This window comes from Streptomyces alkaliterrae (assembly GCF_007097205.2).
Classification (GTDB): domain Bacteria; phylum Actinomycetota; class Actinomycetes; order Streptomycetales; family Streptomycetaceae; genus Streptomyces; species Streptomyces alkaliterrae.
Genome location: NZ_VJYK02000027.1, coordinates 1 through 12,807, shown reverse-complemented (window position 1 = coordinate 12,807; position 12,807 = coordinate 1). Strand labels below are relative to the sequence as shown.

General features: G+C 71.8%; 9 protein-coding genes. 8 read left to right on the top strand and 1 reads right to left on the bottom strand.

Annotation, left to right across the window (positions count from 1 at the left end):
- Nucleotides 1–23 precede the first annotated feature (23 nt).
- Complete coding sequence (locus FNX44_RS04450; protein WP_143646613.1) at nt 24–1,349, bottom strand: M14 family metallopeptidase; 1,326 nt, start codon at nt 1,347–1,349, stop codon at nt 24–26.
- Between the two features lie 320 nt (nt 1,350–1,669).
- Between FNX44_RS04450 and FNX44_RS04445 the strand changes: the two genes are divergently transcribed.
- The 8 genes from FNX44_RS04445 (at nt 1,670) to FNX44_RS04410 (ending at nt 12,637) form a co-directional block, all read left to right on the top strand.
- Complete coding sequence (locus FNX44_RS04445; RefSeq protein WP_143646612.1) at nt 1,670–3,124, top strand: aldehyde dehydrogenase family protein; 1,455 nt, start codon at nt 1,670–1,672, stop codon at nt 3,122–3,124.
- 229 nt (nt 3,125–3,353) lie between these two features.
- Entirely contained in the window at nt 3,354–5,285 is a 1,932-nt protein-coding gene (locus tag FNX44_RS04440; protein ID WP_143646611.1) for an acyl-CoA dehydrogenase family protein, read from the top strand.
- A 146-nt stretch (nt 5,286–5,431) separates the two neighbouring features.
- Nucleotides 5,432–6,715 carry a 1-deoxy-D-xylulose-5-phosphate reductoisomerase gene (gene dxr, locus FNX44_RS04435; protein ID WP_143646610.1) on the top strand — a complete coding sequence of 428 codons (1,284 nt, stop codon included), beginning with the start codon at nt 5,432–5,434 and terminating at the stop codon, nt 6,713–6,715.
- On the top strand, nt 6,712–8,016 hold the full coding sequence (locus tag FNX44_RS04430; protein WP_143646609.1) for a M50 family metallopeptidase: 1,305 nt from the start codon (nt 6,712–6,714) through the stop codon (nt 8,014–8,016). Before dxr ends, FNX44_RS04430 begins: the two co-directional genes overlap by 4 nt.
- A gap of 160 nt (nt 8,017–8,176) precedes the next feature.
- On the top strand, nt 8,177–9,328 hold the full coding sequence (ispG, locus tag FNX44_RS04425) for a flavodoxin-dependent (E)-4-hydroxy-3-methylbut-2-enyl-diphosphate synthase (RefSeq protein WP_143646608.1): 1,152 nt from the start codon (nt 8,177–8,179) through the stop codon (nt 9,326–9,328).
- Between the two features lie 112 nt (nt 9,329–9,440).
- A complete protein-coding gene (locus FNX44_RS04420) occupies nt 9,441–10,298 on the top strand; it encodes a GNAT family N-acetyltransferase (protein WP_143646607.1) in 858 nt (285 codons plus the stop codon).
- Nucleotides 10,299–10,338: 40 nt separating this feature from the next.
- Complete coding sequence (locus tag FNX44_RS04415; RefSeq protein ID WP_143646606.1) at nt 10,339–10,875, top strand: GNAT family N-acetyltransferase; 537 nt, start codon at nt 10,339–10,341, stop codon at nt 10,873–10,875.
- 61 nt (nt 10,876–10,936) lie between these two features.
- Nucleotides 10,937–12,637, top strand: a complete 1,701-nt coding sequence (locus FNX44_RS04410) for a proline--tRNA ligase (RefSeq protein ID WP_143646605.1) — start codon at nt 10,937–10,939, stop codon at nt 12,635–12,637.
- The last annotated feature ends 170 nt before the right edge of the window (nt 12,638–12,807 follow it).

Here is a 12,807-nt window from a genome sequence, read left to right as displayed (position 1 = left end):
TTCGTCTGCGGGACAGCGGCCCGTCAGGACCGGCAGTACTGCGCCTCCTTGCCGATCGAGCGGTACATGCAGTCCGCGTTCTCCAGCAGGAGCAGCACGGCCTCCTTGTTGCGGGCGGTCTCCCGGTTGATCACGCTGCCGGGTGGGTAGAAGCCGCCACCGCTGCTGCTGCGCGGGTACATCTCGAAGGTGTACGAGAAGATCTTCTGGTCGCCCCACATCCAGTCGCCGATCGAGCCGTCGGTGATGTAGAGGTCGCTGGACTGCTGGGCGCGGTAGCCGTTGCTCCTGGCCATCGCCTGGCCGACGGCCGCGTGCGCGTTCCGGTCGTCCTGGGTGAGGCCGGGCGCGGTGTCGTTGTAGGTGAAGCCGTACGGCCACAGGACGAGTTCGCCGTAGGTGTGGAAGTCGATGTGCGCGCTGATCTGCTGCTTGCCGCCGACGATCCGGCTGCGCACGAAGTCCGCCACCACCCGGGTCTCGGGCGCGGAGTGCGCCGAGGGGCCGCGGTAGGTCTCGCTGCCCGGCGAGCCGGAGGAGCCACCGCAGCAGCCCCAGCGGTAGGCCCAGTTGCGGTTGATGTCGGTGCCGACGGCCGAGCTGCCGGAGTTGGGCTGGCGGTTCTTGCGCCACATCCGGAACCTGCCGCTGTCCTGGTCGTAGACCTTGCCGTCCGGGTTGATGGACGGGATGACCCAGATCTCCCGCTGGTCGAGCATGCGGGTCACCCGCTGGTCACGGCCGTACTGCGACGCCAGCTCGCGCAGCGTGTACAGGGCCATCTCGACGGTCAGGTGCTCGCGGGCGTGCATGTTGTGGGTGAACAGCACCTCGGGCTTGTTCTCGTCGACCGCCACGTTGGAGCTGAGTTTGACGGCGATGATGTCCCGGCCCTGGTACGACCTGCCGATGACCTGCTTGCGCAGCAGGTTCGGGTACTGGGCGACGTAGGTGTCGACGGCCCTCATCATCGAGGCGTAACTGTGGTAGTCGGACGGGGCGGAGGCGCTGACGTCGGCGCTCCTGCCCGCTGCCGGGAGGGCGGTCAGGTCGTAGCCGGCCTTGCGGAGCTTGGCGGCGAGCGACTTGTCGGCGGTGACGACGACCGAGTGATCGGTCACCTCGTTGATGGCGGCGCCCTGGGCGGACAGCCGGGTGCGTTCGGTCGCCGTGCGGACGCCCGAGACCTCGTACTGGTCGGGGGCCTGCCGCTGGTCGGCGGTGGGTGTCGGGGAGGAGTCCGCCGGGGCGGCGAGGGCCTGGGCGCCGAGCGGTACCGCCAGCGCGAGGGCGAGCAGGGCGGCGGCCGTCGTCGTCCGACGGCCGCGTTTGGTCATGCGCATGCGCATCTCCTGGGATCTCCAGAGCGAGAAGGTGGGGGGTCTTGCGCGCGCGGCGCCGGGATCACACGTCGCGCGGCGACATCGTTGCGCGGTGTCATGTATTGGTCAATGACCCGCGTGGGCTATGGACCACCGGCGAACCACCGCTCCCGGGTACCGGACACCGGGCCCTCCCGACCCGTCCGCTGCCCGTGCCCCCGGCGTCTGCCAAAGCGGAGCGACACACCCCGGGACTGCTACGCGTCGGACAAGACCGTCCGCGCGCCCGTGCCCCTACGGTGGGCGGTAGGTACCAACCCACGACATTCGGAAGGCCGGGATCCGCAGTGACTGAAGCGACTTCCCCGCACGCGTTCTGGCTCGCCGGCCGCGAGGCGACCGGCAACACCACCTTTGAGGTCACCTCCCCGTGGGACGGCCGCACCGTCGGTCACGTCAGCGTGCCCACCGACGAGCAGGTGGAGGAGGCCGTCGCCGCCGCGGCGGCCGTCGCCGAGGAGTTCGCGGCCACCCCCGCGCACGTCCGCGCCGCCGCCCTCGACCACGTCGTCACCCGGCTCGGCGAGCGCGCCGAGGAGATCGCGCAGCTCATCTCCGCCGAGAACGGCAAGCCGATCAAGTGGGCCAGGGGCGAGGTCGCCCGCTGCACCTCGGTCTTCCGCTGGGCCGCCGACGAGGCCCGCCGCTTCAACGGCGGCGACGCCCAGCGGCTGGACTCCGACGCCGGCGGCACCGGGCGGCTCGCCCTCACCCGCCGCTTCCCGCTCGGCACGGTCCTCGGCATCGCGCCGTTCAACTTCCCGCTGAACCTGTGCGCCCACAAGGTGGCCCCGGCCATCGCCGCCGGCGCGCCGATCATCCTCAAGCCGGCGCCGGCCACCCCGCTGTCCGCGCTGATCCTCGGCGAACTGCTCGCCGAGACCGAGCTGCCCGCCGGCTCCTGGTCCGTCCTCCCGGTCCCCAACGACCGGATGCCGGCGCTGGTCCAGGACGAGCGGCTGCCGATCATCTCCTTCACCGGCTCCGAGCCGGTCGGCTGGTCCATCCTGGACTCCGTGCCGCGCAAGCGCGTCACGCTGGAACTCGGCGGCAACGGCGCCGCGATCGTGCTGCCGGACTTCTCCTCCGAGGCCGACCTGGACTTCGCCGCCCAGCGCATCGCGACCTTCTCCAACTACCAGGGCGGCCAGTCCTGCATCTCCGTGCAGCGGGTGATCGCCGACGCGAGCGTCTACGACCGCCTGGTGCCCAAGGTCGTCGCCGCCATCGAGGCGCTGGCCACCGGTGACCCGAGCGACCCGGCCACCGACGTCGGCCCGCTGGTCAGCGAGGACGCCGCCAAGCGCGTCGAGTCCTGGGTCGACGAGGCCGTCGCGGCCGGCGCGAAGCTGCTCACCGGCGGCAAGCGGGACGGCGCCACCTACGCGCCCACCGCGCTGGAGAACGTGCCCGCCGACACCCAGCTCGGCTGCGAGGAGGTCTTCGGGCCGGTACTCTCCTTCACCCGGGTCGACGGCGAGGAGGCAGCCTTCGCCGCGGCGAACGACTCCAAGTACGGCCTCCAGGCCGGTGTCTTCACGCACGACGTGCAGGCCGCCTTCCGCGCCCACCGCAAGCTCGAGGTCGGCGGCGTGATCGTCGGCGACGTGCCGTCCTACCGCGCCGACCAGATGCCCTACGGCGGCGCCAAGCAGTCCGGCGTCGGCCGCGAGGGCGTGCGCTACGCCATGGAGGACTACACCTACGAGCGGGTGCTGGTCCTCACCGGCCTGGACCTCTAGCCCCACGCCGAACCTCCACGGCCCGGCCCGGGACGCGACACCGCTCGCGTCCCGGGCCGGGCCCTTTCCGTCGCCCGACCCCGCCCGCACGGCTGAACCACGGGCCGACCGGGGGTCCCGTCTGCGCGGGGGCTGGTACAGGACCGGCGCATCGGGTACCACGGACAGACAGGACCGAGCGGTGGAAGACCGGCACCGCACCCCGACCGACGGCGAGGTGGATCCCGCAATGACCGCGGCACCCGACAGCGCGACCGGCAGGCCCGTCTCCGAACGCGAGGCGCGCCAGGTGGCCGAGGCGGCACGCGAACAGGACTGGCGCAAGCCGAGCTTCGCCAAGGAGCTGTTCCTCGGCCGGTTCCGACTCGACCTCATCCACCCCCACCCCGAGCCGGACCCCGACAGCGTGCGGCGCGGCGAGGCGTTCCTGGCCGAACTCCGCGAGTTCTGCGAGCGGGAGATGGACGGCGCGCGCATCGAGCGCGACGCCCGCATCCCCGACGAGGTGGTGAACGGCCTCCGCCGGATCGGCGCCCTCGGCATGAAGATCGACCGCGAGTACGGCGGTCTCGGCCTCAGCCAGCTCTACTACAACAAGGCGCTCGCGCTCGTCGGCTCGGTCAGCCCGGCGGTGAGCGCGCTGCTCTCCGCCCACCAGTCCATCGGCGTACCGCAGCCGCTGAAGGCGTTCGGCACCGACGAGCAGAAGGCCGAGTTCCTGCCGCGCTGCGCCCGCCACGACATCTCCGCCTTCCTCCTCACCGAGCCGGATGTCGGCTCCGACCCCGCCCGGCTGGCCACCAGCGCGGTCCGGGAGGGCGACGAGTACGTCGTGGACGGCGTGAAGCTGTGGACCACCAACGGTGTCGTCGCCGACCTGCTCGTGGTGATGGCCCGGGTCCCCGCCCACCCGGAAGGGCCCGGCGGCATCACCGCGTTTGTCGTCGAGGCGGACTCCGAGGGCATCACCGTGGAGAACCGCAACGCCTTCATGGGGCTGCGCGGCATCGAGAACGGCGTCACCCGCTTCCACCGGGTGCGGGTACCGGCCGCCAACCGGATCGGCGCCGAGGGCGCGGGCCTGCGGATCGCGCTGACCACCCTGAACACCGGCCGGCTCTCGCTGCCCGCGATGTGCGTCGGCGCCGGCAAGTGGTCCCTGCGCATCGCCCGCCAGTGGGCCGCCGAACGCGTCCAGTGGGGCCGTCCGGTGGGGCGGCACGAGGCCGTCGGCGCCAAGCTCTCCTACATCGCCGCCACCACCTTCGCCCTCGAAGCCGTGCTCGACCTCTCCTCCCAGATGGCCGACGAGGACCGCAACGACATCCGCATCGAGGCGGCCATCGCCAAACTGCACGCCTCCGAGGCGGCCTGCCTGATGGCGGACGAACTCGTCCAGATCCGCGGCGGCCGCGGCTACGAGACCGCCGCATCCCTCGCCGCCCGCGGTGAACGCGGCGTCCCCGCCGAGCAGTTGCTGCGCGATCTGCGCATCAACCGGATCTTCGAGGGCAGCACCGAGATCATGCGGCTGCTCATCGCCCGCGAGGCCGTGGACGCCCACCTCAAGGTCGCCGGCGACCTCGTCGACCCCGACAAGGCGCTGGCCGACAAGGCCCGCGCGGGCGCGAAGGCCGGCGCCTTCTACGCCCGCTGGCTGCCCCGCCTCGTCGCCGGCAGTGGACAACTCCCCTCCGCATACGCGGAGTTCGGCCGGCTGGCCGGTCACCTGCGGTACGTCGAGCGGCACTCGCGCAAGCTCGCCCGGGCCACCTTCTACGCGATGTCCCGCTGGCAGGGCAAGCTGGAGACCAAGCAGGGCTTCCTCGGCCGGATCGTCGACATCGGCGCCGAACTCTTCGCGATGAGCGCGGCCTGCGTCCGGGCCGAACACCTCGCCGCCCGAGGGGAGGACGGCCGCGCCGCCCGCCAACTCGCCGACGCCTTCTGCCGGCAGGCCCGCGTCCGGGTGGACGAGCTGTTCGCCCGCCTGTGGCACAACACCGACGAACTCGACCGCAAGGTGGCCCGAGGCGTCCTCGACGGCGCCTACGCCTGGCTGGAGGAGGGCGTCATCGACGCCTCCACCCCCGGGCCCTGGATCGCCGACACGCCGCCGGGCCCCTCCCAGGCGAAGAACGTCCACCGCCCCATCCCGTAGGGCCGCTCCGGCGGGCTGGAGCGGCACATATACCCGAGCGCCCGTACCGCCAACCCCGCCGTCCGTAGCCCCCGTCCGGCGGCGGGCGCCGGGCCGTACCCCGATGCGCCGTCCGGGTCACCTCGGCCACCGGTGACAATGGACCCATGACGGAACCCCTCGCCGAACCCGCTCCGCTTGCCGACCCGCACACCGGTTACCCGGCGGCGCAGCAGACCGTCCACGGCGGCCCCCGCGACATCGTCATCCTGGGATCCACGGGATCGATCGGAACGCAGGCCGTGGACGTCGTCCTCAGCAACCCCGACCGCTTCCGGGTGACGGCGCTGTCCGCCGGCGGCGGACAGGTCGAGCTGCTGGCCGACCAGGCATACCGGCTGGGAGCGGGGACCGTCGCCGTCGCCCGCGACGCGCAGGCGGGCGCGCTCCGCGAGGCGCTGCGCGCGAGGTACGGAGCCGGGGCCGAGCTGCCCGAGGTGCTGGCCGGCCCGGACGCCGCCACCGAGCTGGCCGCCTCCCCGTGCCACACCGTGCTCAACGGCATCACCGGTTCCATCGGGCTGCGGCCCACGCTCGCCGCGCTGGAGGCCGGGCACGTCCTCGCGCTCGCCAACAAGGAGTCGCTGATCGTCGGCGGCCCGCTGGTGAAGGCGCTTGCCAAGCCCGGCCAGATCATCCCCGTGGACTCCGAGCACTCCGCCCTGTTCCAGGCGCTCATGGGCGGCACCCGCGCCGAGGTACGGAAGCTGCTGGTCACCGCGTCCGGTGGGCCCTTCCGCGGCCGCTCCCGCGCCGAGCTGGCCGCGGTCACCCCCAAGGACGCGCTCGCCCACCCGACCTGGGCGATGGGCCCGGTCATCACGGTCAACTCCGCCACCCTCGTCAACAAGGGACTGGAGGTCATCGAGGCGCATCTGCTGTACGACATCCCGTTCGAACGGATCGAGGTCGTCGTCCATCCGCAGTCCTACGTCCACTCGATGGTGGAGTTCACCGACGGCTCCACCATCGCCCAGTGCGGCCCGCCGGACATGCGGCTGCCGATCGCGCTGGGCCTCGGCTGGCCCGAGCGGGTGCCGGACTCCGGCCCGGTCTTCGACTGGCGCAAGGCCATGACCTGGGAGTTCTTCCCCCTCGACGACACCGCCTTCCCCGCCGTCCGGCTCGCCGCGCACGTCGGCCGGCTGGGCGGCACCGCGCCGGCCGTCTTCAACGCCGCCAACGAGGAGTGCGTCGACGCCTTCCTCGCCGGCGGGCTGCCGTTCAACGCGATCGTGGATACGGTGGCCGCTGTGGTGGAGGAACACGGCACCCCGTCCGGAACCGGCCTCACCCTCGACGACGTCCTGGACGCGGAGGGCTGGGCGCGTGCCCGCGCACGTGAGCTGGCGGAAGACGCCCGGAAGAGCACAGCGGAGGACCGCGCATGACCACACTCATGACCCTGGTGGGCATAGCGGTCTTTGTCGTCGGCCTGCTGTTCTCCATCGCCTGGCACGAGCTCGGCCACCTCTCGACGGCCAAGCTCTTCGGCATCCGCGTGCCGCAGTACATGGTCGGCTTCGGGCCGACGCTGTGGTCCCGCCGCAAGGGCGAGACCGAGTACGGCATCAAGGCGATCCCGCTCGGCGGCTACATCCGGATGATCGGCATGTTCCCGCCCGGCGACGACGGCAGGATCAGGCAGCGCTCGACGTCCCCGTTCCGGGGCATGATCGAGGACGCCAGGGCGGCCGCGTACGAGGAGATGCAGCCCGGCGACGAGAAGCGGCTGTTCTACACCCGCAAGCCGTGGAAGCGGCTCATCGTGATGTTCGCCGGCCCCTTCATGAACCTGGTGCTGGCCGTGGTGATCTTCCTCGGCGTGCTGATGAGCTTCGGCATCAACACCCAGACCACCACGGTCGCCAGCGTCTCCGACTGCGTCATCCCCGCCAGCGCCCGCACCGACTCCTGCCCCAAGGACGCCCCCGACACCCCGGCCAAGGCCGCCGGACTGCGGGCCGGGGACACCATCGTCGCCTTCGACGGGCGGGCGGTCTCCGACTGGGGCGACCTCCAGGCCAGCATCCGCGCCGCCGACGGCCCGGTCACCCTCACCGTCGAACGCGACGGCGAGCGGAAGGTCCTCGAAGCCACCCCGATCAAGAACAAGGTGCTGAAGACCGACGGCCGGGGCGGCTACGTCGAGGGCGAGTACGTGACCGCCGGCTTCCTCGGCTTCGCGCCCGCCTCCGGCATCGTGCCGCAGTCCTTCCCGCAGGCCGTCGACACGATGGGCGGCATCGTCAACAACGGCTTCCAGGCGCTGATCGCGCTGCCGTCGAAGATCCCCGCGCTGTGGGACGCCGCGTTCAACGGCGGCGAGCGCGCCCAGGACTCCCCGGTCGGCGTCGTCGGCGCCGCCAGGGTCGGCGGAGAGATCGTCACGCTCGACATCCCGCCGAGCCAGCGGGTGGCCACGATGCTGTTCCTGCTCGCCGGCTTCAACCTGTCCCTGTTCCTCTTCAACATGCTTCCGCTGCTGCCGCTGGACGGCGGCCACATGGCGGGGGCGGTCTGGGAGTCGGTACGCCGCGGCCTGGCCAAGGTGTTCCGCCGCCCGGACCCGGGCCCGTTCGACGTGGCCAAGCTGATGCCGGTCGCCTACGTGGTGGCAGGCCTGTTCATCTGCTTCACGCTGCTGGTGCTCGTCGCCGATGTGGTGAATCCGGTCAGACTGGCCGGCTGACCCGCCGGGCGGGGGTGCTCGCGCGCCCCCGCCCGGCGGCAGCCGACCGGTCGCGGCCGAGCAGGCACGGTGTGCTTCGCGCACACCGCGTGCCGTAGTCTCAGATGCCGGGGGAGCCCGCCGAGCCGGGCCCGCGAAACACACCTTGGGGTTGCGCAAGATGACAGCGATTTCGCTGGGAATGCCGTCCGTACCGATCAAGCTGGCCGAGCGGCGCAAGAGCCGCCAGATCCAGGTGGGCAGCGTCGCCGTCGGCGGCGACGCACCGGTTTCCGTCCAGTCGATGACCACCACCAGGACGTCCGACATCGGAGCCACGCTCCAGCAGATCGCCGAGCTGACCGCGTCCGGCTGCCAGATCGTCCGGGTGGCCTGCCCCACCCAGGACGACGCCGACGCGCTGCCGATCATCGCGAAGAAGTCCCAGATCCCGGTGATCGCGGACATCCACTTCCAGCCCAAGTACGTCTTCGCCGCCATCGACGCCGGCTGCGCGGCCGTCCGCGTCAACCCGGGCAACATCAAGCAGTTCGACGACAAGGTCAAGGAGATCGCCGCCGCGGCCTCCGCGGCGAACGTGCCGATCCGGATCGGCGTCAACGCCGGCAGCCTCGACAGGCGACTGCTGCGCAAGTACGGCAAGGCCACCCCCGAGGCCCTGGTGGAGTCCGCGCTGTGGGAGTGCTCGCTCTTCGAGGAGCACGGCTTCCAGGACATCAAGATCTCGGTCAAGCACAACGACCCGGTCGTCATGGTCAACGCCTACCGGCAGCTCGCCGCCCAGTGCGACTACCCGCTGCACCTGGGCGTCACCGAGGCCGGCCCCGCCTTCCAGGGCACGATCAAGTCCGCCGTCGCGTTCGGCGCGCTGCTCTCCGAGGGCATCGGCGACACCATCCGGGTCTCCCTCTCCGCGCCGCCGGTGGAGGAGATCAAGGTCGGCAACCAGATCCTGGAGTCGCTGGGCCTGCGCGAGCGCGGCCTGGAGATCGTCTCCTGCCCGTCCTGCGGCCGCGCCCAGGTCGACGTCTACAAGCTGGCCGAGGAGGTCACCGCCGGACTGACCGGCATGGACGTCCCGCTGCGGGTGGCGGTCATGGGCTGCGTCGTCAACGGCCCGGGCGAGGCCCGCGAAGCCGACCTCGGCGTCGCCTCCGGCAACGGCAAGGGGCAGATCTTCGTCAAGGGCGAGGTGATCAAGACGGTGCCCGAGTCGAAGATCGTCGAGACGCTGATCGAGGAGGCGATGAAGATCGCCGAGCGGATGCAGGAGGACGGCGCCAGCGGTTCCCCCGAGGTCTCCGTCAGCTGACCCGGCGTCCTGACAGCCGCCCAGGGGCCGATCGCGCGCCGGAACCGCCCGGTCGGCGGTACAGTGCCAGGACCGCACCACGTACCGCCGCAGACGTAAGGCACCGCCGCCCGTGTTGACGACCGCTTCCACCAGGGCCCTCGATCCCAGCGATCTGGACGAGGCGCTGGCCGTCCTGAACCGGGAACCGGTCGACAACGCCTTCGTGACCGCCCGGGTCCGCGCCTCCGGCCTGGACCCGTGGCGGCTCGGCGGCGAGATGTGGGGCTGGTACCGGGCCGGTCGGCTGGAGTCCCTGTGCTACGCCGGCGCCAACCTGGTACCGGTCTGCGCAGGGCCGGAGGCCGTCCGCGCCTTCGCCGAGCGGGCCCGCCGCCAGGGCCGCCGCTGCTCCTCCGTCGTCGGCCCCGCCGAGCAGACCGCCGCCCTGTGGGAGCTGCTGGAGCCGCACTGGGGACCCGCCCGCGAGGTACGGCCCCACCAGCCGCTCATGGTCACCGACCGGGAGTCGGCCCAGGTCGAGCCCGACCCCTACGTCCGCCGCGTCCGCAAGGACGAGATGGAACGGATCATGCCGGCCTGCGTCGCCATGTTCACCGAGGAGGTCGGCGTCTCCCCGCTGGCCGGCGACGGCGGCCTCATCTACCAGGCCCGCGTCGCCGAACTCGTCGGCGGCGGCCGGGCGTTCGCCCGCTTCGCCGGCGACGAGCAGGGCGGGGGAGTGGTCTTCAAGGCGGAGATCGGCGCCGTCACCCCGCAGGCCTGCCAGATCCAGGGCGTGTGGGTGGCCCCCGAATACCGCGGCCGCCGGCTGTCGGAGACGGGCATGGCGGCCGTCCTGCGCTACGCGCTGCGCGAGGTCGCGCCGGTCGTCAGCCTCTACGTCAACGACTACAACACCGCCGCCAGGGCGTCCTACCGCCGGGTCGGCTTCACCGAGGTCGGCGCCTTCATGAGCGTGCTGTTCTAGCTGTACGAGTGTCCTGTCCCGAGCGCAGTAGGGTTCACCCATGCAGCATGACGTCGCGGTGGGCCACCTCGACCTGGCCGCCCACGTCGACGAGGCGCTCGCGGTCCAGGCGCTGGCCTTCGGTCTCAGCCCCGAGGAGGTCGCGGTGCGCCGGCACATCGTGCTGCGCCACCTCGTCCACCCGGGCGCCCGGGCGCTGGGCGCCACCACCCCCGCCGGACGGCTCGTCGGCTTTGTGTACGGACTGCCCAACGACCGGCGGCAGTGGTGGTCGACCGTCGTCGAGCCCTACCTCTACCGCGAGGGCAACAGCTCCTGGCTGGACGGCTCCTTCACCATCACCGAACTCCACGTCCACCCCGACTACCAGCGGCGGGGCGTGGGACGCCGGCTGATCACCGAGATCACGGACGCCGCGAGCGAGGACCGCTCGATCCTCTCCGCGATCGACACCGAGAGCCCGGCGCGGACCCTCTACCGCCACCTCGGCTACCGCGACCTGGCCCGCGGCGTGGTCTTCCCCAGCGCCCCCAGCCCGTACGTGGTCATGGGGGCTGAGCTGCCACTGCGGCGCTGAACCCATTACGCTCCTTGTCCTCACACTTTCACCGAGCACGGTCCGCAACAGGAGAAACCCCATGGCTGCCCGAGTCCAGCGTCTGTCCCGCTCCATGCTGAAGACGCTGCGCGATGACCCGGCCGACGCCGAGACGCTGAGCCACAAGCTGCTCGTCCGGGCGGGCTACGTTCGCCGCACCGCCGCCGGCGTGTGGACCTGGCTGCCGCTGGGCAAGCAGGTCCTGGAGAACGTCACCCGCGTCGTGCGCGAGGAGATGGACGCGATCGGCGCCCAGGAGGTCCTGCTGCCGGCGCTCCTGCCCAAGGAGCCGTACGAGGCGTCCGGGCGCTACGAGGAGTACGGCGACCTGCTCTTCCGGCTGCGTGACCGCAAGGGCGCCGAGTACCTGCTCGGCCCCACCCACGAGGAGATCTTCACCCAGGTCGTCAAGGACCAGTGCACGTCCTACAAGGACCTGCCGGTGATGCTCTACCAGATCCAGACCAAGTACCGGGACGAGGCCCGCCCCCGGTCCGGCATCCTGCGCGGCCGCGAGTTCCAGATGAAGGACTCCTACTCCTTCGACATCTCCGACGAGGCACTGGCCGAGTCCTACCGGCTGCACCGCGAGGCCTACACGCGGATCTTCGAACGCCTCGGCCTGGACTACCGCATCGTCTCCGCCGTCTCCGGCGCCATGGGCGGTTCGGCCTCCGAGGAGTTCCTGGCCCCCGCCGAGGCCGGCGAGGACACCTTCGCCGACTGCCCGGCCTGCGACTTCGCCGCCAACACCGAGGCCGTCACCACCACCGTCGCCCCGGTCGACGGCGCCGGCCACCCGGCCGTCGAGGAACTCGACACCCCCGACACCCCGACCATCGAGACCCTCGCCGACTTCCTCGACGTGCCGGCATCCGCCACGCTGAAGAACCTGCTGGTCAAGGTGGACGGCGAGATCACCGCCGTCGGCGTTCCCGGCGACCGCGAGGTCGACCTCGGCAAGCTCGCCGAGCACCTGGCGCCCGCCGAGGTCGAACTGGTCACCGCCGAGGACTTCACCGGCCGCCCCGACCTCGTGCGCGGCTACGTCGGCCCGCAGGGCCTGGACGTCCCCTACCTCGCCGACCCGCGCGTCGCCGAGGGCACCAGCTGGATCACCGGCGCCAACAAGCCCGGCAAGCACGCCCGCAACGTCGTCTGCGGCCGCGACTTCACCGTCGACCGCTACCTCGACGTCGTGGTCGTCGAACCCGGCGACCCTTGCCCGGCCTGCGGCGCCGGACTGCGCCTCGACCGGGCCATCGAGATCGGCCACATCTTCCAGCTCGGCCGCAAGTACGCGGACACCTTCGCGCTGGACGTCCTCGGCCCCCAGGGCAAGCCGGTCCGCGTCACCATGGGCTCCTACGGCATCGGCGTCTCCCGCGCGGTCGCCGCGCTCGCAGAGCAGACCGCCGACGAGCAGGGACTGTGCTGGCCCAGGGAGATCGCCCCCGCCGACGTGCACGTCGTCGCCGCCGGCAAGGCCGTCCAGATCGAACTCGCCCTGGAGGTCGCGGACAAGCTCGCGGCGGCGGGTGTGCGGGTGCTGGTCGACGACCGCCAGGGCGTCTCCCCGGGCGTGAAGTTCACCGACGCGGAACTGGTGGGCGTGCCGCAGATCCTGATCGTCGGGCGCGGGGCCCCGAAGGGGCTCGTCGAGCTCAAGGACCGCCGCAGCGGCGAGCGCGAGGAGCTGACCGTCGACGAAGCCCTCAAGCGCCTCGCCGACGACGCCTGACCTCCTGGGGGCCAGACTCCGGACCCCCGGTCCTCAAACGCCGGACGGGCTGAATTCAGCCCGTCCTGGGGATACCTCCCGGCCGAAGGCTGGGGGAGTGTGAGGACAAGCGGCCGCCAGGCCGTGATCGGGGTCCGGGGCAGCGCCCCGGTTTGGGGAAGGGGTGGGGT